We start from the raw sequence: 20900 nt of genomic DNA, 5'->3' as shown, positions 1-20900 counted from the left end.
CCCCTCTCCATAAATGGGAGAGGGGAGCAAGCGTCGCAGTCCGGATGCAATCCGGGGCGATTCGAGATCCGTCCCCCTTCACGAGGCACTGCCATGTCTGCCGCTCACCCCGTAAAGTGTTCGCCCGTACCCTTTGCGGCGGTGAACCAGGACAGGATGAAACGCTACGAAAAATTCGCCGACGAGATCGCCGCGCTGATCCGTACCGGCGTGCTCGGCCCCGGCGAGAAGGTGCCCTCGGTGCGCCACGCCAGCCGCACCTACGGGGTCAGCCCATCCACCGTGTTCCAGGCCTACTACCTGCTGGAAGACCGCGGCCTGATCCAGGCGCGCGCACGCTCGGGCTACTTCGTCCGCGAGCACGCCAAGCGCCCGCTGCACGAGCCGGAGCTGACCGCCCATGCGGCGCAGACCACCGAGGTCGGCGTCAGCGAGCTGGTGTTCTCTGTCCTCGCCTCGCTCAAGGATCCGCACACCGTACCTTTCGGCTCGGCCTTCCCCAGCCCCGACCTGTTCCCCCTGCCGCGCCTGGCCAAGAGCATGGCGCACGCGCTGCGCATGCTCTCGCCGCACGAGATCATCGCCGACATGACCGCCGGCAACGCCGACCTGCGCCGGCAGATCGCCCTGCGCTACATGGTCAGCGGCGTGATGCTGCCGATGGAAGAGCTGGTGATCAGCAACGGCGCCATGGAGGCGCTCAACCTTTGCCTGCAGTGCGTGACCCAGCCGGGCGATCTGGTGGCCATCGAGTCGCCCACCTTCTACGCCTGCCTGCAGGTGCTGGAGCGGCTGCAGCTCAAGGCGGTGGAAATCCCCGTACACCCGCGCGAAGGCATCGACCTGGGCGCTCTGTCGGAGAGCCTGAAGCAACTGCCGATCAAGGCCTGCTGGTTTATGAGCAGCCTGCAGAACCCGCTCGGCGCGAGCATGAGCGAAACCAAGAAACAGGCGCTGTACGACCTGCTGGTCGAACATCAGGTGCCGTTGATCGAGGATGACGTGTACGCCGAGCTGTACTTCGGCAGCCACCCGCCCAAACCGGTGAAGAGTTTCGACCGCGAAGGGCTGGTGATGCACTGCAGCTCCTTCTCCAAGAGCCTGGCGCCGGGCTATCGCATCGGCTGGGTGGCCGGCGGGCGCTATGCCGAGCAGATCGCCCGGCTCAAGCTGATGACCACCATCTCGCCGTCGGTGCCGGCCCAGGCGGCACTGGCCGACTACCTGCAGCACGGCGGCTACGACCGTCATCTGCGCAAGCTGCGCCATGCCCTGGAAATGCAGCAAAGCGCCATGCTCGCCTCGGCCGCCCGGCATTTTCCCGCCAGCACGCGGGTGACGCGGCCGGCGGGCGGCTATTTTCTCTGGTTCGAATTTCCCGAACGCCTGGACTCGCTGCAATTGCTGCGCCTGGCGCTGGCACAGGGCATCAGCCTGGCGCCGGGGCCGATCTTCTCCGCCAGCCAGGGCTTTCGCCATTGCGCGCGGCTGAACTACGGCCATCCGTGGAGCCCGCGCAGCGAACAGGCCATGGAAGTGCTCGGGCGCCTGGTTGCAGGGCTGTTGTAGCCCGGATGAAATCCGGGCGCCGCTGGAGGGATTCCCCGGATGGCATCCGGGCTACATCGCTGGTGCGGCGCACCCTACGCTCGTCCACGGCTATGCCTAGCCCGTAGGGTGCGCCGTGCGCACCGAAAACAAGCCCCCCACTCCCGACATGATCCCGGACAATATCCAGTGCTGTCTGCCGACCTAGACTCGCCTCTTTCCGAGTTCGCCAGGAGAGCAGCATGTCACCCGATATCGTCATCGTCGGCGCCGGCCCGGCCGGCCTGTGCCTGGCCCGCGCCCTGTCCGGGCACGGCCTGTCCATCGTCGTGCTGGAACGCCAGGCCGAGCAGGCACTGGCCGAACCTGCCTTCGACGGTCGCGAGATCGCCCTCACCCACGGCTCGCAGGCGCTGCTCGAACGCCTGGGTCTCTGGGCGCGCCTGCCGACTGATGACATCGCCGTGCTGCGCGATGCCCAGGTGTTCAACGGCCCCTCGCTGTTCGCCCTGAAGATTCGTGCCGAGCAGGCCGGCGCCGAGCGCCTGGGTCATCTGGTGGCCAACCAGGCCATTCGCCGCGCGGCCTATCAGGCGGTGCGCGAATGCGCCGATGTGCAACTGCTCTGTGAAACCGGCGTACGCGCCATTCACCCGCAGGCGAATGCGCTGCAGCTGGTGCTGCAGGACGGCCAGGTGCTGCAACCGCGCCTGCTGGTCGCGGCCGACAGCCGCTTCTCGGAAACCCGCCGCCAGCTCGGCATCGGCGCGCAGCTCAAGGATTTCGGCAAGAGCATGCTGGTGTGCCGCATGCAGCACGAGCAGGACCACCAGCAGGTGGCGTGGGAATGGTTCGGCTATGGCCAGACGTTGGCCCTGCTGCCGCTCAATGGCCGGCAGTCATCGGTGGTGCTGACCCTGCCGCCACGCGAGATCGAACGCCTGCAGCAACTCGACGACGCCCGCTTCGCCCGCGAGATGGAACAGCGTTTCGAGCGGCGCCTGGGCGCCATGCAACTGGTCAGCAGCCGCCACGCCTACCCGCTGGTGGGCGCCTATGCGCGGCGCATGGTCGGCACCCGCTGCGCGCTGATCGGCGATGCCGCCGTGGGCATGCACCCGGTCACCGCCCATGGTTTCAACTTCGGCCTGGGCAGCGTGCAACGCCTGAGTGAACAGCTGCTGACGGCATGGCGCGAGGGTCAGGACATCGGCGCGGCCGAGCCGTTGGCGCGCTACGAGCGCCAGCAGCGCCTGGCCACCTGGCCGCTGTATCAGGCCACCAACCTGCTGGTGGAGCTGTACACCAACGACCGCCTGCCCATGCGCCTGCTGCGCGGCGCCGGGCTGCGGGTGGCGCAGGGCCTGCTGCCGCTCAAGCGAGGCATCGCCCAGCACCTGACGGCGCGCGGCTGAGGTTCACACCCACTGATCGTTACGCTTGCGCCGCACCCGCAGCATGGTCGGCAAGATCAGGCCCAGCAACAGCCCGGCGCCGGCGATGCTGCCGCCGTAGGCCATGTAGCGCATCAGCACCTGCTGCTGCTCTTCACCCAACTGCGCCTGGGCATCGCGCAGTTGCGAACGGGTGGTGGTCAGTTCGGCATCCAGGGCGCCGCGTGCGGCCTGCAGTTCGTCGATCAGTTGCTTGCGCGAGTCCAGGGTTTCCTGCATGCCCTGCACGCGGGTCTTCCAGGTGTCGTCGATACCCTTGAGTTGAGCGGTCAGGTCGGCGACCTGCTGTTCCAGCTGCGGCAGACGCTCGGCCTGGCCTGGCACCGACTGCAGGTCGCGGCTGGGGATCCATACGGCGTTGCCGCCTTCGCTGCGCACCTGGCTGTAATCGCCCTGGGTGCGCAGCAGTTCGACTTTCTGCCCGGAGGTCAGGGTGCCGACGATACGGTAGCCATCGGTAGGCCCACTGCGCACATAGGTGTTGAGGCTGTCGCTGACCCAGCGCTGGTTGCTGGCGGACTCTTCGGCATGCAGCGAGGCGGCGCCGAGCAGGCTGCCGAGCAGCATGCAGGCACCCAGGGTGCGGGAGGAAAATGGAGCGAGACGGGATAAAAACATGGGGCGATCTTCACGTGGCAGTCAGACGAACCCGGGAACGGGATAACGATGGCGGCCGCAGGCAAGGGAGCTGCAACAGGATCAGAGCAGAATTCGCGACGAAGACGTCACGCTAACGGCAAATAGCCATCCATTCCCCCCAAGCGGGCCGACAGCAGACAGACCCTGCAGGGGCGCTTCGAGTTCAGTCACGGCGGGTGCGGCGGATGGACGGAGCCCTCTCAGGCGTTATGGCGCTGCACGAAGGTGCAGAAATCCGCCAGCGGCATCGGTCGACCGAGCAGGTAGCCCTGGAACTGACTGCAGCCGTTGTCGGCCAAAAAGCGCCGCTGCGCCTCGGTTTCCACCCCTTCGGCGATCACCGTCATGCCCATGCTCTGGCCAAGGGCGATCACGGTGCGCACGATGGTTTCGCTGTTGGCATCGGTGAGCACGTCGCAGATGAAGGAGCGGTCGATCTTCAGCTTGCTCAGCGGCAGCCGCTTGAGGTGGCTGAGGGAGGAAAACCCGGTACCGAAGTCGTCCAGCGAGAAACGCACGCCGTGCTCCACCAGCGCGTTCATCTTGCGGGTGAGGTCTTCCATGTCGTGCACGATCAGGGTCTCGGTCAGCTCCAGCTCGAGACGCTGGGCAGCGATGCCGTGGCGCTCGATCAACGCGAGGATCTCGGCCACGAAACCGGGCTGGCGAAACTGCTTCTGGCTGATGTTCACCGCCAGGCCGATGTCGCGAAACAGCGGCTCGTCGCTCCAGTGCCGCAGCTGCGCTGCCGTCTGCTCAAGCACCCACTGGCCGAGGGGAATGATCAACCCGGTATTCTCGGCGTGGTCGATGAATTCGCCAGGCCCCACCAGGCCGCGCTGCGGGTGCTGCCAGCGAATCAGCAGCTCGGCCCCGATCACCCGGTTGGCCGCGTTGAGCTGCGGCTGGTAATAGAGCACGAACTGCCGCTCGCGCAGCGCCGCGCGCAGGTCGCTGTCCAGTTCCGAGCGTTCGGCCGTATCGGTCTGCAGGATGTGCAGCAGCACGAAGAACAGCACCATGGAGACGCCGCCCTGCACCCACGAGCCCACCACGCGCACCTCGTCCGGCAGGGCATGGGCATCGGTGGGGCGCCAGACGGATGCCGCCAGCCCGACGAACAGCAGCAGGCAGAACAGCGCAACGCCGTAACGCAGCCATAGTGGATCGTCGCGGAAGGCCATCAGCGCGCCCACCGCCATCGGCAGCAGATACAGGTGGCTGGCCCGTGGCGCCGCAAGCGTGGGCGGGTCGAGCAGAAGCGCGGAGGCGACCACCACGAGGATCAGAGCACCGAACAGGATCAGGTTGGCACTGCGCCCCCGACCGCGCAGGGTCAGCGCGAAGACGGCCAGCCCACTGAGGATGATCACCCCGTCCATCACCACGATGGCCCAGTAGCCATTGAGCGAGAAGAACAGCCCCCAGAGCAGCCCGATCACCACCATGACCAGGCTGGCCAGCATGCGCATGCGCCGTTCCCGGCGCTGGCCTACCAGGGCCAGATCTGCCCCGTGCCAGAGTTGGCGCACGCGCTTGGCGAAAGTGGAGAGTGCCGGCATGGAAGAATTCCCGAGCGAACACTCTCATTCTTGAAGCTAGCTGGCCGAATGCAAGCCGCCCGCGCAATCAATTTGCCATTGCGCCTCGCCGGCCAGGCGCTCGGCGATGAAATCCAGCAACAGGCGCATGGCCGGCAGCATCTGCCGACGCGTGCCGTACAGGGCGTGGATGCCCAGCTCCGCCGGCCGGTAATCCGCCAGCAGCTGCACCAGGCGCCCTTCGCGCAGCAACCCGGCCACCGAATACAGCGGCTGCAGGCTGATGCCGGCACCGGCCAGCGCCGCCTCCAGCAGCACCATCGACTCGTTGGCGCTGAGGCTGCCGGCTACCGATACCGCGCTCGCCTCGCCCTGGCGCTCGAACTCCCACAGGCTGCGGCCGAAGTAGGCGTAGCTCAGGCAGTTGTGCCGGGCGAGCTCCTGCGGATGCTGCGGCGTACCATGCCGCGCCAGGTAGGCCGGACTGGCGCAGACCACCGAGCGGCACACGCCCAGGCGCCGCGCGATCAGGTTGGGGTCGAGCTGGTTGGTGATACGCAGGGCCAGGTCGATACGCGCCTCCACCAGGTTGACCGCCTCGCTGCCCACCAGCAGATCGATGCTCACCTGCGGGTAGCGCTCGGTGAATTCCTGCAGCGCATGCACCAGCCAGGCCTGGGCGAAGGACTGGCTGCAGGTGATGCGCAGGGTGCCGCGCGGCGCGTCGTCCAGCCCCTGGCCGAGGGCCTGCATGTTCTCGGCCAGCGCCAGCATCTCGCGACACTGCGGCAGCATCTGTTCACCGGCGGCGGTCAGGCTCAGCTTGCGCGTGCTGCGGTGCAGCAGGCGCACGCCCGCCCAGTGCTCCAGCTCGGCCAGATAGCGCGAAACCATTGCCCGCGACATCTCCAGCGCCTCGGCGGCGGCCGTCTGGCTGCCCCGCTGCACCACTTCAACAAACACCTGCGCCGCCGTCAGTCGATCCATTATTCGCTCGATCCATGCAACAAAGACGGCCAGTTTACCGGGCTTTTCGCTCGGCCTGTAGCTCATAAGATGCGCCCTTCCCCATTTGCCAGGAACGCTTCATGTCTCTTGCCACCCGTTTCATCTCCAGCCTGGGCCTGCTCGCCAGCGCCGTCGGCGCGCTCGCCCAGCCGCTGACCCTGGACACCTACAACCCGCGCGAAGCCGCCGTGTTCCCGGTCAGCTCGACCCTGATCAGCGGCGAGAAGGAGGCCATCCTGGTCGATGCGCAGTTCTCCAGCAACGAGGCGCAGGCGCTGATCGAGCGCATCCGCGCCAGTGGCAAGCGCCTGACCACCATCTTCATCAGCCATGGCGACCCGGACTTCTATTTCGGTCTGGACGCCCTGACCCGCGCCTACCCGGAGGCCCGAGTGCTGGCCACCGCGGCCACCGTCGCCTACATCGAGAAAACCCGTGCGCCCAAGCTGGCCTACTGGGGCCCGATCCTGAAAGACAGCGCGCCGGCGCGCACCCTGGTGCCCGAGGTGCTGCACGGCAACCTGCTGGAACTGGAAGGCCAGCGCATCGAAGTGGTCGGCCATGATCCGCAGCACACCAGCCTGTGGATTCCCAGCCTCAAGGCAGTGGTCGGCGGCGTGCTGACCAGCGCCAACATCCACCTGTGGGTCGCCGACGCACAAAGCGTTGAGGCCCGCCAGAGCTGGCTGAAGTCCCTGGACGAGCTCGAAGCCCTGCAACCGACCACCCTGGTGCCGGGTCACTACCTCGGCGAGCCGGCGATGAACCTGGCCGACCTGCGCTTCACCCGCGACTACCTGCTGGCTCTGCAACATGAGCTGCCCAAGGCCCCGGACAGCCAGGCGCTGATCGCGGCGATGAAGGCGCGCTACCCCCAACTGCAAGATGACAGCAGCCTGGAACTGAGCGCCAAGGTGCTCAAGGGAGAAATGCAGTGGCCGTGAAACGCCGGCTGCTGCTTTGCGGTGCTTCGCGCGGGCTGGGCCTCGGCCTGGTGCGCGACCTCATCGCCCTTCAGCTCGGGCAACCCAGCTGCGCATTTCTCGACTACCAGGGCCAGCCGCTGCCCTGGTGAGCACCAGCCAGCCTCCGCCCAAACGACAACGCCCGGCAGATCGCGGAGACTGGCGGGCGTTGTCGTTTGGGGCGCCGGTAAAAGCTGTACAGCCTGCATAACCATGGACGCGACGCAGTATTCATTGCACGAACGTGCGTAAAAGGGCTTGCAAAGCGGGCAAATCAGCTATACAAAAACTGTACATAAACAACCCATGTACAGCTTTAGGTAAATCGACATGCCGTCTTACCGTGCCCCGCTACGTGATATGCGCTTCGTCTTCGAAGAACTGCTCGATGCCTACAATGTTCTGCAGACCCTGCCCGAGCACGGCGAGTTCAGCGCCGATCTGGGCGGTGCGATTCTCGAGGAAGCCGCCAAGCTGGCCGAAAATGTTCTGGCCCCGCTCAATGGGCCCGGCGACAAGCAAGGTTGTCAGTACGACCCGAACACCTATGCGGTGCGTACCCCGGACGGTTTCAAGGCGGCCTACCGGCAGTTCGCCGAGGGCGGCTGGACGGCTCTGGCCTGTACCCCGGAGTTCGGCGGCCAGGGCCTGCCGCACGTGCTGAACATGCTGGTCGAGGAGATGACCTGCTCGGCCAACCTGTCGCTGGGCATGTACCCCGGCCTGACCCACGGCGCGATCAACGCGCTGACCAGCCATGGCACGCCCGAGCAGCAGGCGCAGTACCTGCCGCAGCTGATCAGCGGCGAATGGACCGGCACCATGTGCCTGACCGAACCGCAGTGCGGCACCGACCTCGGCTTGATCCGCACCCGCGCCGTGCCGCAAGCCGACGGCAGTTTCGCCCTCACCGGCACGAAGATCTGGATCACCGGCGGCGAGCACGATCTGGTCGACAACATCATTCATCTGGTGCTGGCCAAGCTGCCGGATGCGCCGGACAGCGTGAAGGGCATCTCGCTGTTTCTGGTGCCCAAGTTCCTGGCGGACGGCACGCGCAACAGCGCCTTCTGCGGTGGCCTGGAACACAAGATGGGCATCAAGGGCTCGGCCACCTGCGTGATGAACTTCGAAGGGGCCAAGGGCTGGCTGATCGGCGAACCGAACAAGGGCCTGAGCTGCATGTTCACCATGATGAACTCGGCGCGCCTGATGGTCGGCATGCAGGGACTGGGCGTGGCCGAGAGCGCCTACCAGATCGCCCTGGGCTTTGCCCGCGAGCGCCTGCAGAGCCGTTCGATCGCCGGTCCGAAAGCGGCCGACAAGCCGGCCGACCCGATCCTGGTGCATCCGGACGTGCGGCGCATGCTGCTGCGTCAGAAGGTGATGATCGAGGGCTGCCGCGCGCTGGCCTATTTCGCCGGCCTGCAGCAGGACATCGCCCACGGCGCCGAGGATGCCGAAGCGCGCACCCGCGCCGACGACCTGGTGCAGCTGCTTACCCCGGTGGTCAAGGCTTTCCTCACCGATGAAGGCTTCACCTGCGCCAACGAAGGCCTGCAGGTGCTCGGCGGCTCCGGCTTCACCGAAGACTGGGGCATCGAGCAGCTGGTGCGCGACAGCCGCATCACACGCATCTACGAGGGCACCAACGGCATCCAGGCGCTGGACCTGGTGGGCCGCAAGCTGGCCCTGGGCGGCGGGCGCGCGGTGCGTGCCTTCTTCGCCCTGATCGACAGCTGGCTCAAGAGCAACGCCGAGGCCCCGCATGCCGCCGCCGTCACCCAGACGTTGCGACAGCTGCAGCAGGCCTCCCTGTGGCTGGCCAGCGAAGGCAGCAAGGACCCGGAACAGGCGGCCGCAGCGGCAACGCCCTACCTGCGCCTGTTCGGCCTCACCAGCCTGGCCTGGCTGTGGGCGCAGATGGCCCAGGTGGCACGCCGGCAGCTCGATGCCGGCAGCCCGGAAACGCATTTCTACACCGCCAAGCTCAAGTCCGCCGACTTCTTCATGGCCCGCATCCTGCCCGAGGCCGGAGCCCTGCTCGGCGAGATCCAGGCCGGCAAGCAAACCCTGATGGCCTTCTCCGACGAGGAGTTCGCCGCCTGACGACAAGCTGCGCAATCCGGCAACCCCCTTCTCCCCTTTTTGGTTGTCGGATTTTTTCTTCAGTGCCCGCGGCCGCCGGGCCCAGACACGTACCGGCTGGCTGCGGCCGAAACCAGCCACCGCGGAGGGACAGATCATGGCAGAGCGCTCGCTGCACCTGCTTTCGGCCCTGCTGCTGTCGCTGGCGCTGGCTACCACTTCGGTACATGCCAGCACCCAGAGTGGCTGGCGCGAACGGCTGCCGCAGGCAAGCCTGATCGGCAGCGGCGACTTCAGCTGGTTCGGCTTCTCGGTCTACAACGCCAAGCTGTGGAGCCCCTCCGCCAAGGTGGATTTCGACCAACCCTTCGCCCTGGAGCTGACCTATCGGCGCAACATCAGCCGCGACACGCTGGTGGACACCAGCCTCGACGAGATCCGCCGCATCGACGCCCAGGCCCTGCAGGCGGGGCGCGAGGCCGAGTGGGCGCGGCAGATGCGTCAGGCCTTCGTCGACGTACAGGACGGCACCCGCATCACCGGCGTCTATCTGCCTGGCGAGGGCTGCCGCTTCTATGTCGACGGTCAGCTGCAGCACGTGGTCGACGACCCCGAGTTCGCCCGCGCCTTCTTCTCCATCTGGCTCGATCCGCAGACCCGCAGCCCGAAACTGCGCGCGGCGCTGCTCGGCCTCAACCGTTGAGGTAACTCATGAGAGTCCTGTTGATCCTGCTCGGCAGCCTGCTGCTGGCCAGTTGCGGCCAGGTACCGGTCGAACGCTACGCCAACGAGAAGCCGGTGCTGGACCTGCCCACCTACTTCTCCGGCCCGGTGCAGGCCTGGGGCATGTTCCAGGATCGCTCCGGGGAAGTGATCAAGCGCTTCCACGTCGACATCGACAGCCGCCGCGAGGGCGACAAGCTGATCCTCGACGAGCGTTTCCTGTACAGCGACGGTACGCGCCAGCGGCGGGTCTGGACGCTCACCCCGGATGGCCCCGGTCGCTGGATCGGCACCGCCGATGACGTGGTCGGCCAGGCCGTCGGTGAAGTGGCCGGCAACGCCCTGCGCTGGCGTTACCACCTCAACCTGCCGGTGGACGACACCACCTATGTGGTCTATTTCGACGACTGGATGTACCTGATGGACGACGACACGATGATCAACCGCTCGGTCATGAGCAAGTTCGGCATCGAGCTCGGTCAGGTCACCCTGTTCTTCCGCCGCGGCGCCGCGCAGCCGTGAGCGAAGCGCTGGCGCTGAGCAGCCTGGGCAGCGGCTACCGGGCGCTGGTGATCGGCGCCAGCGGCGCCATCGGCCAGGCCTTCTGCCAGCTGCTGCGCGCCGATGCAGGTTGCGCCCAGGTGCGCGAACTGAGCCGCGCCAGCTCACCGGCACTCGACCTGGAAGACCCCGCCAGCATCGCCGCGGCTGCGGCAGCGCTGGCCGCAGAAGGCCCGTACCAGCTCATCCTGCATGCCGCCGGGCTGCTGCATCGCCCCGGCATCGCGCCGGAAAAGAGCCTGGCCGCCATCGAAGCCGATGCCCTGCAGGCGGTCTTTCAGGTCAATGCCCTGGGTCCGGCGCTGGTGCTGCGCCACTTCCTGCCGCTGCTCGACAAACAGGGCGCCATGGCCATGCTCTCGGCCAAGGTCGGCAGCATCGGCGACAACCGCCTCGGCGGCTGGTACGCCTACCGCGCCTCCAAGGCGGCGCTGAACATGCTGATCAAGACCGCCGCCATCGAACTGGCGCGCAGCAAACCCAAGGCGCGCCTGCTCGCCCTGCATCCGGGCACAGTGATCTCACCCTTGTCGCAACCCTTTCGCGGCGCCTCGGCCGCACGTCCGGCCGAGCAGGCGGCGGCCGAGATGCTGCGGGTGATCGACAGCCTCGGCCCCGAGCACAGCGGTAGCTTCCATGCCTACGATGGGCAGGCCTTGCCCTGGTAGGGGCTGATCACAAACCGCCGAACAGGTCGAAGGAGTCGAGCAGGCGCCAGGCAATTTCCGGTTTTTTCTCCATGGCCCGGCGAATCGCCGCCGGAATGCTCTGCCGGGTCTTGCGGCACAGCCCCGGGTGGGTATCGAAGTGCATATGAATGCCGCGCATGCTGCGTACCTCGCCATGGCTCGGCTCGATGTGCAGGCGGATGCCCAGTTGCTCGAACATGCGCTGCTGCATGCGCTCGAGGTCTTCCAGGCTTTGCAGACTCTCCAGGCGATCGAGCAGGCGCTGCTCCTCGTGGCGGGTCAGCAGCAGCACGCGCAGATCGGCGCCAGGCCGCTCCAGCAGCTCGTCACGCTGGCAGTCGCAGGCGCCCGGCGGGCAGGGATTGCGTAGGGGAAGCGGTGAATTCATGGCCCTGATCATAGCCACAGCCGCGGGCGCTGCCCATCCATCCCGTCGCCTCGCTTGCCTGGCCGGCAGACTTCGTTAAGCTCAGGTGATTTTCCCCCATGCAAGGATGAACACCATGCTGCGCCTCACCACGTTCGCCGCTGGCCTGCTGCTCTCGGCCAACGTTTTCGCCCTGTCTCTTGCCGACCTGAGCCAGAAGGACGCCAGCGGCGGCCTCAAGGATGCGCTGATCCAGGGCGCCCAGGTGGCCGTCAAGCAGTTGGGCACCCCCGGCGGCTTCAGCAACAACCCGGACGTGCGCATCGAGCTGCCGGGCAAGCTCGGCAAGGCGGCCAAGACCATGAAGATGATGGGGATGGGCGCCCAGGTCGAGCAGCTCGAAGCGAGCATGAACAAGGCCGCCGAGGCCGCCGTGCCGCAGGCTCAGGCGCTGCTGGTCGATGCCGTGAAGAAGATGACCGTGGCCGATGCCAAATCGATTCTCAGCGGGCCGCAGGACTCGGCCACGCAGTACCTGAACAAGAGCAGCCGCGAGCAGATCCGCGCCAAGTTCCTGCCCATCGTCAAGCAGGCAACCGACCAAGTCGGTCTGGCCCAGCAGTACAACGCCTTCGCCGGCCAGGCCGCCAGCTTTGGCGTGGTCGATGCCAAGAGCAGCACGGTGGAAAACTACGTGACCGAGCAGGCGCTCGACGGCCTGTTCGAGATCATCGCCCAGCAGGAGGCGAACATTCGCCAGAACCCGGCCGGCGCCGCCACCAGCCTGGCGCAGAAGGTGTTTGGCGCGCTCTGAGAACGGCCGCCCCGCTGGCTCGCGGCCAGCGGGACGTGCTCTTGGCGTTCAGGGCCGGCACAGCCGATCCAGCTGCGGCCGCGCGAACAGATACCCCTGCATGTAGCGAATGCCCAGTTCGCTCAGCGCATCGCGCTCCCCCGCGTTCTCGATGCCCTCGGCGATGATGCGGATATCCAGCCGCTGGGCCACCAGCACGATGCCGGCGACGATGGCCTGGCGCACCGGGTCCTGGTCGATACCGCGGGTCAGGGCCATGTCCAGCTTGAGCACGTGCGGCTGGAATTCGGCCAGCAGGTTGAGCCCGGAATAGCCGGCGCCAAAGTCGTCGATGGCGGTGGTGAAGCCCTGCTTTCCATACTCGGCGAAGATCCGCTTGAGGTGCTCGGCATCGTGGATCTGCTCGCCCTCGGTCACCTCGAACATCAGCCGCTCACGCGGGAAGTCGAAGCGCTGCGCCGCCTCCAGCGTAGCGCGGATGCAGGTTTCGGCGCGATACACCGCGTTGGGCAAAAAATTGATGCTGAGCAGACAGTCCGGAATATCGAGCAGCCCGAGGGTTGCCGCCTGCTCGATGGCCTTGACCCGGCAGGCCTGGTCGAAACGGTAGCGATTGCTGTCGTTGACCCTTCCCAGCACTTCGCCGGCCGACTCGCCCTGGCTGCCGCGCACCAGTGCCTCGTAGGCAAACGGCCGGTTTTCCTGGACATCGACGATCAACTGGAACGCCATGGTGAAATCGAAGCCGAGTGCCTCGGCGTTACGGCACTCGGCGCATCCCAGCGCACGAAACGGCTGGGGAAAGACGCTCGGACTGGCATTGCTCATAGGCGCTTCCTTCAAAGACAAGGCAAGGGGGCATCCCTGCTCTCAGCCTAGTCAAAAGCGGAACGAAGCCACCTGTTTTTCCAGCGTCAGGGCCAGCTTCTGCAGGTCCTGCGCCGTGCGCGACGTATCGGCCACCGCCTCGCTGTTCTGCATCGACATCTGCGCGATGCGCTCGACGTTGCGCGCCACATCCTGGCTGGCCACGGTCTGCTCGCGCAGCGCCAGGGAGATCTGATCGACCACGCCGACCACGCTGGCGGAAGCCTGGCGAATGGCGATGATGGCGTCACCGGCCTGACTGGCCTGCTCCACCCCACCGTTGACCTGCTGCACGCCGATTTCCATATTGCTCACCGCGTTGCGGGTTCCCAGCTGGATCTTCTTGATCATCTCGGTGATCTCCTGGGTCGAGTTGGCGGTGCGCTGCGCCAGCAGACGCACCTCGTCGGCCACCACGGCGAAGCCGCGCCCCTGCTCGCCGGCCCGCGCCGCCTCGATGGCCGCGTTGAGCGCCAACAGGTTGGTCTGGTCGGCGATTTCCTTGATCACGTTGACGATCGAGGAGATCTGGTCCGAATGCTGGCCGAGCTCGGCGATCTGCGCGGCGGCCCCCTGCACCGTATCGGCGATACGCTGCATGCTGCTGAGGGTTTCCTGAATCACCGCGCCACCCTCGGCCGACTGCCGGCCCGAGTCGCTGGAAAGGCCGTGCGCTTCCTTGGCATTGTCGGCCACGTGATTGATGCTCACGGTCAGCTCCTCCACCGTCGCCGCCATGCTCGATGCCGCCTGCGACTGCTCGTGAGTCGAAACCGAAAGCTGGGTGGAGGCGTTGGATATGTTCTGCGCAGCGTCCACCAATTGCCCCGCGCCGATACGGATCTGTCCGATCATCTCACGCAGCCGCTCCTGCATGGTGACGAAGGCATCCAGCAGTACGCCGATCTCGTCACGCCCGGCCCGCTCGATGGTCGAGTCGAGACGCCCCTGCGCAACGTTGCGCGCCACCGCGACCACCTGTTGCAGGCGCCCGGCGATGCTGCGCGAAAGCAGGAAGGCCACGCTAACGGCCAGCGCCGTGGCGATCAGCCCGCCCACCAGCAGGATCACCAGCGACAGCGACTTGGCGGCATTCATGGACGCCGTACGCTGCTCCAGCAGCCCCCGCTCCTCGGCCTGGATCTCGCTCAGAAGACGGCGCATGGCATCCATCTTCACCTTGGCATCACCTGCCGCCACCCGCTCGATCAGGGCATCGAAACTCTGCGTGCCGGCCGCCACCTGGCGACGCAACTCGAGAATGCCGTTGATGTCCTCACGCTGCCACTGATCGTAGGAAGCCTGCAGCTCGGCGAAGCGGCGCTGCTGAGCGAAGTTGTCGCGGGTGAGCTGACGCAGCTTGGCCAGATGCACCTGGAAATCCTTCTGGCCGGCATCCAGGGGACCGAGGAACTGCTCACGTCCGGTGATCACGAACCCTCGTGCACCGGTTTCGATATTGATCAGGCTGGCCAGCAGGTCGGCGGATTCGTTGATCACGTCATAAGTGTGGATGTTCAGCCGTACCGCACGCTCGACCTGATCGAAACCACGCCAGGTCGACAGCACCAGCACCAGGATGATCAGCAGGACGACACCGAAACCCGCGTACAGCTTCTGGGAGATGTTGAGATTGGCAAGCATGGGAACTCCTGAGTCGTCATGAATGAGCAGTCAGAAGTGAGTCATACGACCGCATCGACTGGCAGTTCGCCATTATGCATTTCTATACAAAAATTGTACAAATCAAAATCTATGTACAGCATTGAAAATTTCTAATCGCGCAAACGAAAACCCCGCCGGGCTTTTGGCCGGGCGGGGCTTTCGCGGTGCCGTTGCCGATCAGGCGCAGGCGGCTTGCATCTGACGATGCGTATCGATGAGGTGCTGCACCACGCCAGGATCGGCCAGCGTGGAGATGTCGCCGAGTGCCTCGTATTCGGCGGTGGCGATCTTGCGCAGGATGCGGCGCATGATCTTGCCCGAGCGGGTCTTCGGCAGGCCCGGTGCCCACTGGATCACGTCCGGCGTGGCGATCGGACCGATTTCCTTGCGCACCCAGTTCCTCAGTTCCTGACGCAGTTGCTCGGAGGATTCCTCGCCCGCATTCAGGGTCACGTAGACGTAGATGCCCTGCCCCTTGATGTCGTGCGGCACGCCGACCACCGCGGCCTCGGCCACTTTCGGGTGGGCGACCATGGCGCTCTCGATCTCGGCGGTGCCCATACGGTGGCCGGATACGTTGAGCACGTCGTCGACGCGACCGGTGATCCACCAGTAGCCGTCTTCGTCGCGGCGCGCGCCGTCACCGGTGAAGTACATGCCCTTGAAGGTCTTGAAGTAGGTGTCGACGAAGCGGTCGTGGTCGCCGAACAGGGTGCGCGCCTGACCCGGCCAGGAATCGATGATCACCAGGTTGCCTTCGGCCGGCCCTTCGATGATGTTGCCCAGGTTGTCCACCAGTGCCGGCTGCACGCCGAAGAACGGACGCGCGGCGGAGCCCGGCTTCATGGCGTGCGCGCCCGGCAGCGGGGTCATCAGGCAGGCGCCGGTTTCGGTCTGCCACCAGGTGTCGACGATCGGGCAACGGCTCTGGCCGACGTTCTCGTAGTACCACTGCCAGGCTTCCGGGTTGATCGGCTCGCCGACCGAACCCAGCAGGCGCAGGCTGGAGCCATCGGCACCGGCTACTGCAGCCTTGCCCTCGGCCATCATGGCGCGAATGGCGGTCGGTGCGGTGTAGAGGATGTTGACCTTGTGCTTGTCGACGATCTTGGCGACGCGGGTCACGTCCGGGTAGTTCGGCACGCCCTCGAACATCACGGTGGTGGCACCGTTGGCCAGCGGGCCGTAGACCAGGTAGCTGTGACCGGTGACCCAGCCGATGTCGGCGGTGCACCAGAAGACCTCGCCCGGACGGTAGTCGAACACCCGCTCATGGGTCAGCGAGGCGTATACCAGGTAGCCGCCGGTGGTGTGCAGCACGCCCTTGGGCTTGCCGGTGGAACCGGAGGTGTAGAGGATGAACAGCGCTTCCTCGGCGCCCATTTCCTTCGGCGCGCAGACGCTGCCGGCCACCTTCATCAGGTCCTCGTACCAGATGTCGCGATGCTGGTTCCACTTGATCTCGGACCCGGTGCGCTGAACCACGATGACCTTCTGCACGCTGTGGGTTTCCGGGTTGGTCAGCGCGTCGTCGACGTTGGCCTTCAATGCCACCTTCTTGCCGCCACGCACGCCTTCGTCGGCGGTGATCACCACCTTGGACTGGCAGTCGATGATACGGCCCGCCAACGCTTCCGGAGAGAAGCCGCCGAACACCACCGAGTGGATGGCGCCGATACGGGCGCAGGCCAGCATGGCCACCACGGCCTCGGGGATCATCGGCATGTAGATGGTCACCACGTCGCCGCGGTGAATGTCCTGGCCGCGCAGGGCGTTGGCGAACTTGCACACCTGCTCGTGCAGCTCGCGGTAGGTGATTTCCTTGTGCTCGGCGGGGTCGTCACCTTCCCAGATGATCGCGATCTGATCGCCGCGCTCTTCCAGATGACGGTCCAGGCAGTTGTAGGAGACGTTCAGGGTGCCATCGGCAAACCACTTGATGTCGACGTGGTGATCGTCGAAGGAAGTCTGCTTGACCTTGGTGTAGGGCTTGATCCAGTCGATGCGCTTGCCTTGCTCGCGCCAGAATCCTTCCGGGTTGACGACCGACTGCTGATACATGGCCTTGTAGGTGGCCTCATCGGTCAGGGTCCTGGCGGCCGCTTCCGGGCTCACGGGATAGATAGACGCAGCACTCATGGATATACCTCGATGGCGAGTTGTTTTTTTATGCTGCCTTTTGTATCCCCCGACCCTTCGTGGGGCCATTCGACCATGGTCTTACCGTTGTAAGACCATGGTCTTGAGGGCTCTGAACGGGACGGCGGCGGCGCGCGCCGGATAGCTGACGGCGAGCCACTGCGCGGGCAAAAAAAAGGGCGACCAATTGGTCGCCCGCCCATTCAAGGCATTCCTCGAAAGGAATGCGGAAACGCTTGCACCCAAATCACGCAGGATGATCGGGACGGGCGCAGTTTCGCCGCAGCGGGCAGTGGCGCCTATTGCACCAAGGTCGTAGGGCAGCAGCGACCTTGGGGGCGGCCATAATGTCCGTCGAACCCCGAGGAAAAGACCGATGAAGCCAGAGCATCTCGCCCTGCTGCAGCAGGCGCCAGCCGCTACCCGTGCCGACGATACCTGGGCCAGGCTGTGCTGCGAGCAGGCGCTGCTGGCATTGGAAGAAGGCTGTTACGCGGTCGGCGCGGTGCTGATCGATGACGCCGGCGAACTGCTGTGCAGCGGCCGCAATCAGGTGTTCGCCGGGCACTACGCCAGCGCCGCGCATGCCGAGATGCAGGTGCTCGATCAGCTGGAAGCCGAGCACCCGCAGCTCGACCGCAGCGGCCTGACCCTCTACGTCAGCCTGGAGCCCTGCCTGATGTGCCACGGCCGTATCCTGCTGGCCGGCATCCGTCGCGTGCGCTACCTGGCGCGCGACCGCGACGGCGGCTTTGCCGCACGCCCGCCACGCCTGCCGCGTGCATGGGCGAATCTGGCTTCACGCCTGTGCGTGGCACAGGCCGCAGCCGACCCTTACTGGATCGGGTTGGCCGAACGGGTGATCGATCACCTGCAGGACCGCCGGGCAATGCGCGAGCGCGTGGTCGCCGCCTGGCGAGGCGGCCAGGCGGATTGATGCGTATCGCGATCCGTAGGGTGCGCCATGCGCACCAAAACCGAGGGCATCAACCGGACCATTGGGATACTGCCGCGATCCCGTAGGGTGCGCCGTGCGCACCGAACATTGCGAGCATCAGCCGGCGCCAGCGAAGCATTGGTGCGCGCAGCGCACCCTACGAGCCCTCGCCATGCGCACCGAGAATTGCGGGTATTGGCCGGCACCTGGGAGGCATTGGTGCGCATGGCGCACCCTACTCCCTGCCCAACCCATGCTGACGCAGCTTGTTGGCGATGGTGGTGTGCGACACGCCGAGGCGCTTGCCCAGCTGACGGCTGCTGGGATGATCGCGAAACAGCCGCTCCAGCACAGCTTTTTCGAAGCGGCCGAGGATGTCGTCGAGGCTGCCTTCCACCGAGAACTCGCCGAGCGGCTGCGGCGCGCCGTAGTCCGGCAGGCGGATGTGCTCGGCCTTCACCGTGCCGCCATCGCACAGCGATACCGCCTGGAACAGCACGTTCTCCAACTGACGCACGTTGCCCGGCCAGTGGTAATGGGCCATGCGCTCGAAGGCCTGCGGCGCCAGCTTCGGCAATGGGCAGCCGATCTGCCGGCTGGCCGAGTCGAGAAAGTGCTCCACCAGCGGCTCCAGGCCGTCGAGGCATTCGCGCAGCGGCGGGATATGCAGGGACAGCACGTTGAGACGGTGATATAGATCCTGACGGAACTCGCCGCGGGCGCACAGCTCGGACAGATCGACCTGAGTGGCGCAGATCACTCGCACGTCCAGGTACACCTCCTCGTCGCTGCCGACGCGGCGGAAGCAGCCGTCCTGCAGAAAGCGCAGCAGCTTGGCCTGCAGGCGCGGGCTCATCTCGCCGACGCCATCGAGAAACAGCGTGCCGCCGGCGGTCAGCTCGAGCAGGCCGAGCTTGCCTTCCGGGCGCGCCCCTTCGAAGGCGCCGGGGCCGTAACCGAACAGCTCGGTCTCGGCCATGGACTCGGGCAACCCCGCGCAATTGAGCGCCATGAACGGCGACTGCCCACGCGGGCTGGCCAGGTGGCAGGCGCGCGCCAGCAATTCCTTGCCGGTACCGGTTTCGCCCTCGATCAGCAGCGGCGCATCCAGCGGCGCCATGCGCCGCGCCTCCTTGACCACCGCGGCCATGACCTTGGAGCTCTGGAAGATCGAGTCGAAGCCGCGCAGTTCCTGCTTTCGCACGTGGTAGATGCGTTCACCCACCCGATCGGCGCGGTGCAGGGTCAGCACCGCACCGGCCAATGCCTCACTGTCGTCGTGTTCGTTCTGCAGCGGCGCGATATCGGCGAGAAACACGTCGCCCTTGATCTTCACCCGCAGGCCGTTGATCCGCGTCTTGTTGGCGCGCACCAGTTCGGGCAGATCGAAATCCTCGGCATAACGCGACAGGGCCATGCCCGGCACCTCGTCCACGCGCACGCCGAGCAGCTGCGCGGCGCTGCGGTTGGCCGCGACGATACTGCCGGCCATGTCGATGGACAGCACCGGAAAATCCAGCGCACCGAGCAGCGCATTGAGCTCCAGATGACGCCGCTCGCTGGGCATCAGGCCGACGCGTTTGACGCCGAACACACCGGCAATGGCCTCGAACTTCGGCCGCAGCGACTGGAATTGCAGATTGATCAGATTCGGGCAGTGCAGGTAGATGGCGTTGCCCTGCTCGCCACCGACTTCGCCCCGGGCGACGTTGATGCCGTAGTCGACCAGCAGGTTGAGGATGTCACGCAGGATGCCGACACGGTTCTGGCAATGGACCTTGATACGCATGGCTCAGGCTCTTGGTCTTGTTATGGGCCGCCTCGGAAATCGACTGAGCGGCGTAATTTCCGTCAAGAATATGTGACAGCCTGACTGAGCAGCAAGCCGATATCTGGCGATTCAGGCGAACACGTAATCCAAACTTTACAGTTTTGCCCTTCCCACGCCCCACAGCCCTCGCCGCCCAGCCTGCCGTCGCCCGTGCAGGCGGGTTAAACCTGTGTCCAAGACAAGAACAACAGCCCCCTCAAGGAGGCATCGATGAAGACTACGCAGTACCTGGCCCGGGAACCGGACGAAAGCGGCTTTATCCACTACCCCGAAGCCGAGCACCAGGTGTGGAACACCCTGATCACCCGACAGCTCAAGGTGATCGAGAATCGCGCCTGCCAGGAGTACCTGGACGGCATCGAACAGCTCGGCCTTCCGCATGAGCGCATTCCCCAGCTCGGCGAGATCAACCGCGTGCTCGAGGCCAGCACCGGCTGGCGCGTGGCGCGGGTGCCGGCGCTGATCCCGTTCCAGACCTTCTTCGAGCTGCTGGCCAGCAAGCAATTCCCCGTGGCCACCTTCATCCGCACCCCGGAAGAACTGGACTACCTGCAGGAGCCGGACATCTTCCACGAGATCTTTGGCCACTGCCCGCTGCTGACCAACCCCTGGTTCGCCGAATTCACCCACACCTACGGCAGGCTCGGCCTCAAGGCGAGCAAGGAAGAGCGCGTCTACCTGGCGCGGCTGTACTGGCTGACCATCGAATTCGGCCTGCTCGACACCCCGGCCGGCCGGCGCATCTATGGCGGCGGCATTCTTTCCTCGCCGAAGGAGACCCTCTACGCCCTGTCCGACGTGCCCGAGCACCAGGCCTTCGACCCGCTGGAGGCGATGCGCACGCCGTACCGCATCGACATCCTGCAGCCGGTGTATTTCGTCCTGCCCGAACTCAAGCGTCTGTTCGAGCTGGCCCACGAAGACATCATGGCGCTGGTGCACCAGGCCATGCAGATGGGCCTGCACGCACCGAAATTTCCGCCGAAAGCCGCGTAGCCTCGTTAGCGCCCCTCTCCCTCCGGGAGAGGGTCAGCGGTTCACGCTATCTTCCTTATGACCCCAAT

General features: G+C 65.8%; 19 protein-coding genes. 11 read left to right on the top strand and 8 right to left on the bottom strand.

What is annotated here, in order from left to right; all coding sequences use genetic code 11:
* Positions 1-156 precede the first annotated feature (156 nt).
* Together mapR and ubiM are read left to right on the top strand one after the other, a co-directional pair.
* Positions 157-1569: a GntR family transcriptional regulator MpaR gene (gene mapR, locus L1F06_RS07100; protein WP_129483853.1), complete on the top strand. Its 1413-nt coding sequence runs from the start codon at positions 157-159 to the stop codon at positions 1567-1569.
* A gap of 221 nt (positions 1570-1790) precedes the next feature.
* Positions 1791-2963: a 5-demethoxyubiquinol-8 5-hydroxylase UbiM gene (gene ubiM / locus L1F06_RS07095; protein ID WP_129483852.1), complete on the top strand. Its 1173-nt coding sequence runs from the start codon at positions 1791-1793 to the stop codon at positions 2961-2963.
* 3 nt (positions 2964-2966) lie between these two features.
* Here ubiM and L1F06_RS07090 read toward each other — a convergent pair whose 3' ends face one another.
* The 3 genes from L1F06_RS07090 to L1F06_RS07080 form a co-directional block, all read right to left on the bottom strand.
* The gene (locus tag L1F06_RS07090; protein ID WP_003244120.1) at positions 2967-3620 is read right to left on the bottom strand and encodes a TIGR04211 family SH3 domain-containing protein; all 654 of its coding nucleotides are present in this window, start codon (positions 3618-3620) and stop codon (positions 2967-2969) included.
* A gap of 221 nt (positions 3621-3841) precedes the next feature.
* On the bottom strand, positions 3842-5203 hold the full coding sequence (locus tag L1F06_RS07085; protein WP_129483851.1) for a putative bifunctional diguanylate cyclase/phosphodiesterase: 1362 nt from the start codon (positions 5201-5203) through the stop codon (positions 3842-3844).
* 36 nt (positions 5204-5239) lie between these two features.
* Positions 5240-6169, bottom strand: a complete 930-nt coding sequence (locus L1F06_RS07080; protein ID WP_096827006.1) for a LysR family transcriptional regulator — start codon at positions 6167-6169, stop codon at positions 5240-5242.
* Positions 6170-6270: 101 nt separating this feature from the next.
* Here L1F06_RS07080 and L1F06_RS07075 point away from each other — a divergent pair, with 101 nt between their 5' ends.
* The 6 genes from L1F06_RS07075 (at position 6271) to L1F06_RS07050 (ending at position 11195) form a co-directional block, all read left to right on the top strand.
* Positions 6271-7134, top strand: a complete 864-nt coding sequence (locus L1F06_RS07075) for an MBL fold metallo-hydrolase (RefSeq protein WP_129483850.1) — start codon at positions 6271-6273, stop codon at positions 7132-7134.
* Positions 7125-7265 (top strand): hypothetical protein, encoded by a 141-nt coding sequence (locus tag L1F06_RS07070; protein WP_157045659.1) that lies wholly within the window; start codon positions 7125-7127, stop codon positions 7263-7265. The genes L1F06_RS07075 and L1F06_RS07070 overlap by 10 nt, the downstream gene beginning before the upstream one ends.
* Positions 7266-7485: 220 nt before the next feature.
* Entirely contained in the window at positions 7486-9264 is a 1779-nt protein-coding gene (locus L1F06_RS07065) for an acyl-CoA dehydrogenase C-terminal domain-containing protein (RefSeq protein WP_012019225.1), read from the top strand.
* A gap of 136 nt (positions 9265-9400) precedes the next feature.
* Positions 9401-9946 carry a chalcone isomerase family protein gene (locus L1F06_RS07060; RefSeq protein ID WP_012019226.1) on the top strand — a complete coding sequence of 182 codons (546 nt, stop codon included), beginning with the start codon at positions 9401-9403 and terminating at the stop codon, positions 9944-9946.
* Positions 9947-9954: 8 nt separating this feature from the next.
* Entirely contained in the window at positions 9955-10488 is a 534-nt protein-coding gene (locus L1F06_RS07055; protein ID WP_012019227.1) for a DUF3833 domain-containing protein, read from the top strand.
* The gene (locus L1F06_RS07050; RefSeq protein ID WP_129483849.1) at positions 10485-11195 is read left to right on the top strand and encodes an SDR family oxidoreductase; all 711 of its coding nucleotides are present in this window, start codon (positions 10485-10487) and stop codon (positions 11193-11195) included. Before L1F06_RS07055 ends, L1F06_RS07050 begins: the two co-directional genes overlap by 4 nt.
* 7 nt (positions 11196-11202) lie before the next feature.
* On the opposite strand, the gene L1F06_RS07045 is transcribed toward L1F06_RS07050, so the two are convergent.
* Entirely contained in the window at positions 11203-11604 is a 402-nt protein-coding gene (locus L1F06_RS07045; RefSeq protein ID WP_004374102.1) for a hypothetical protein, read from the bottom strand.
* 115 nt (positions 11605-11719) lie between these two features.
* On the opposite strand from L1F06_RS07045, the gene L1F06_RS07040 reads away from it, so the two are divergent.
* A complete protein-coding gene (locus tag L1F06_RS07040; protein WP_129483848.1) occupies positions 11720-12397 on the top strand; it encodes a DUF4197 domain-containing protein in 678 nt (225 codons plus the stop codon).
* A 48-nt stretch (positions 12398-12445) separates the two neighbouring features.
* Here L1F06_RS07040 and L1F06_RS07035 read toward each other — a convergent pair whose 3' ends face one another.
* The 3 genes from L1F06_RS07035 to acs form a co-directional block, all read right to left on the bottom strand.
* On the bottom strand, positions 12446-13225 hold the full coding sequence (locus tag L1F06_RS07035; protein WP_012019231.1) for an EAL domain-containing protein: 780 nt from the start codon (positions 13223-13225) through the stop codon (positions 12446-12448).
* Positions 13226-13276: 51 nt separating this feature from the next.
* Entirely contained in the window at positions 13277-14908 is a 1632-nt protein-coding gene (locus tag L1F06_RS07030; protein WP_129483847.1) for a methyl-accepting chemotaxis protein, read from the bottom strand.
* Between the two features lie 198 nt (positions 14909-15106).
* Positions 15107-17068 (bottom strand): acetate--CoA ligase, encoded by a 1962-nt coding sequence (acs, locus tag L1F06_RS07025; protein ID WP_004374086.1) that lies wholly within the window; start codon positions 17066-17068, stop codon positions 15107-15109.
* Positions 17069-17444: 376 nt separating this feature from the next.
* On the opposite strand from acs, the gene L1F06_RS07020 reads away from it, so the two are divergent.
* Entirely contained in the window at positions 17445-18005 is a 561-nt protein-coding gene (locus L1F06_RS07020) for a nucleoside deaminase (protein ID WP_003241912.1), read from the top strand.
* Positions 18006-18240: 235 nt separating this feature from the next.
* Here L1F06_RS07020 and L1F06_RS07015 read toward each other — a convergent pair whose 3' ends face one another.
* The gene (locus tag L1F06_RS07015) at positions 18241-19794 is read right to left on the bottom strand and encodes a sigma-54-dependent phenylalanine hydroxylase transcriptional regulator PhhR (protein ID WP_003241910.1); all 1554 of its coding nucleotides are present in this window, start codon (positions 19792-19794) and stop codon (positions 18241-18243) included.
* Positions 19795-20046: 252 nt separating this feature from the next.
* Here L1F06_RS07015 and phhA point away from each other — a divergent pair, with 252 nt between their 5' ends.
* On the top strand, positions 20047-20832 hold the full coding sequence (gene phhA / locus L1F06_RS07010; protein ID WP_012019233.1) for a phenylalanine 4-monooxygenase: 786 nt from the start codon (positions 20047-20049) through the stop codon (positions 20830-20832).
* Positions 20833-20900: the final 68 nt, after the last annotated feature.

Origin of the sequence: Pseudomonas hydrolytica, assembly GCF_021495345.1 — a bacterium.
In the GTDB taxonomy this organism is placed as follows: domain Bacteria; phylum Pseudomonadota; class Gammaproteobacteria; order Pseudomonadales; family Pseudomonadaceae; genus Aquipseudomonas; species Aquipseudomonas hydrolytica.
This window is presented reverse-complemented; position numbering and strand designations above follow the sequence as displayed.

What these genes read in the sequence shown, in the direction of transcription:
- acs (WP_004374086.1), bottom strand. Translation starts at nt 17,068, where the DNA reads ATGAGTGCTGCGTCTATCTATCCCGTGAGCCCGGAAGCGGCCGCCAGG.
- L1F06_RS07045 (WP_004374102.1), bottom strand. Translation starts at nt 11,604, where the DNA reads ATGAATTCACCGCTTCCCCTACGCAATCCCTGCCCGCCGGGCGCCTGC.
- L1F06_RS07015 (WP_003241910.1), bottom strand. Translation starts at nt 19,794, where the DNA reads ATGCGTATCAAGGTCCATTGCCAGAACCGTGTCGGCATCCTGCGTGAC.
- L1F06_RS07030 (WP_129483847.1), bottom strand. Translation starts at nt 14,908, where the DNA reads ATGCTTGCCAATCTCAACATCTCCCAGAAGCTGTACGCGGGTTTCGGT.
- L1F06_RS07035 (WP_012019231.1), bottom strand. Translation starts at nt 13,225, where the DNA reads ATGAGCAATGCCAGTCCGAGCGTCTTTCCCCAGCCGTTTCGTGCGCTG.
- phhA (WP_012019233.1), top strand. Translation starts at nt 20,047, where the DNA reads ATGAAGACTACGCAGTACCTGGCCCGGGAACCGGACGAAAGCGGCTTT.
- L1F06_RS07040 (WP_129483848.1), top strand. Translation starts at nt 11,720, where the DNA reads ATGCTGCGCCTCACCACGTTCGCCGCTGGCCTGCTGCTCTCGGCCAAC.
- L1F06_RS07065 (WP_012019225.1), top strand. Translation starts at nt 7,486, where the DNA reads ATGCCGTCTTACCGTGCCCCGCTACGTGATATGCGCTTCGTCTTCGAA.
- L1F06_RS07075 (WP_129483850.1), top strand. Translation starts at nt 6,271, where the DNA reads ATGTCTCTTGCCACCCGTTTCATCTCCAGCCTGGGCCTGCTCGCCAGC.
- L1F06_RS07020 (WP_003241912.1), top strand. Translation starts at nt 17,445, where the DNA reads ATGAAGCCAGAGCATCTCGCCCTGCTGCAGCAGGCGCCAGCCGCTACC.
- mapR (WP_129483853.1), top strand. Translation starts at nt 157, where the DNA reads ATGAAACGCTACGAAAAATTCGCCGACGAGATCGCCGCGCTGATCCGT.
- L1F06_RS07085 (WP_129483851.1), bottom strand. Translation starts at nt 5,203, where the DNA reads ATGCCGGCACTCTCCACTTTCGCCAAGCGCGTGCGCCAACTCTGGCAC.
- L1F06_RS07080 (WP_096827006.1), bottom strand. Translation starts at nt 6,169, where the DNA reads ATGGATCGACTGACGGCGGCGCAGGTGTTTGTTGAAGTGGTGCAGCGG.
- L1F06_RS07060 (WP_012019226.1), top strand. Translation starts at nt 9,401, where the DNA reads ATGGCAGAGCGCTCGCTGCACCTGCTTTCGGCCCTGCTGCTGTCGCTG.
- L1F06_RS07090 (WP_003244120.1), bottom strand. Translation starts at nt 3,620, where the DNA reads ATGTTTTTATCCCGTCTCGCTCCATTTTCCTCCCGCACCCTGGGTGCC.
- L1F06_RS07055 (WP_012019227.1), top strand. Translation starts at nt 9,955, where the DNA reads ATGAGAGTCCTGTTGATCCTGCTCGGCAGCCTGCTGCTGGCCAGTTGC.
- ubiM (WP_129483852.1), top strand. Translation starts at nt 1,791, where the DNA reads ATGTCACCCGATATCGTCATCGTCGGCGCCGGCCCGGCCGGCCTGTGC.